1 pseudogene is annotated in these 772 nt (G+C 63.0%); it reads right to left on the bottom strand.

The annotated features are described in order from the left end of the window. Positions 1-79: 79 nt before the first annotated feature. Positions 80-772: pseudogene (locus L8F97_RS22445) on the bottom strand (catalase); the annotation flags it as partial.

Genomic DNA, 772 nt, shown 5'->3' on the forward strand with positions numbered 1-772 from the left:
TGGAGGCCGGCATTCCTGACGAAGCGGCATTGGGCGAAATCGTGTCATCAAAGCGTGGCCGTATCAGGCGATTGCCAACTCAATCGATCGTCATGCCCTGCGTCGGTAGTTCTGCAAGAGAACGAAGCTCGTGGACGGGGCAACCGTTGTGCTGACCGCGGAACTGCGTCGACATCTCGTAGGTGGGCTTGCGCGCACGGTTGACCCCGCCAATCGGCTGATGGGCAGCGAGCCCGTGCCATGGGCTAAACGCCACCGCCTTCTCCTGCTGCTCGCTGAGACCGTGCTGCCAGCCGAGCTGCGCGGGCACGGTGAGGCGAGCGACAGCCACGTACGGGCTAGCTTCCTCGTCCCAGACCACAGAGGAGTCTTCCACCGGCATCTTGTCGAGGTCGGTGCAAAGCTGCACGCGCAGCTCCCAAACGCTGTCCTGCTCGATCAGCTCTCGACCCATGTCCTCGCGCAACGCGTCCGGGCGGCCGGACGTATCGACCTTAATACCAGTGAGTTCGGTAAGGTTGGGCGACACCGGCGCGACTGAGATCTTTGCGATATAGCTACCATGCCGTAGCGGCACCTGGGTGTAGTACGTCTCGCCAAGGGGGTGAGTGTTGGGCGCGCCACCCAGCGTCTGGATCGTCGGGCTCTGGATGCCGACCGTTTCGAGCGCTGCGTCGACGGTCTGCAGCACGGCGGACAGGCCCTTCTTCAGCCCCTCGCCCGTGTCGGTGGTCTTGGCGAGCATCTTGAGATTGGCAAGAAATGCTTTCGG

It is taken from the genome of Sphingomonas sp. BAUL-RG-20F-R05-02 (assembly GCF_022662305.1).
Classification (GTDB): Bacteria; Pseudomonadota; Alphaproteobacteria; order Sphingomonadales; family Sphingomonadaceae; genus Sphingomonas.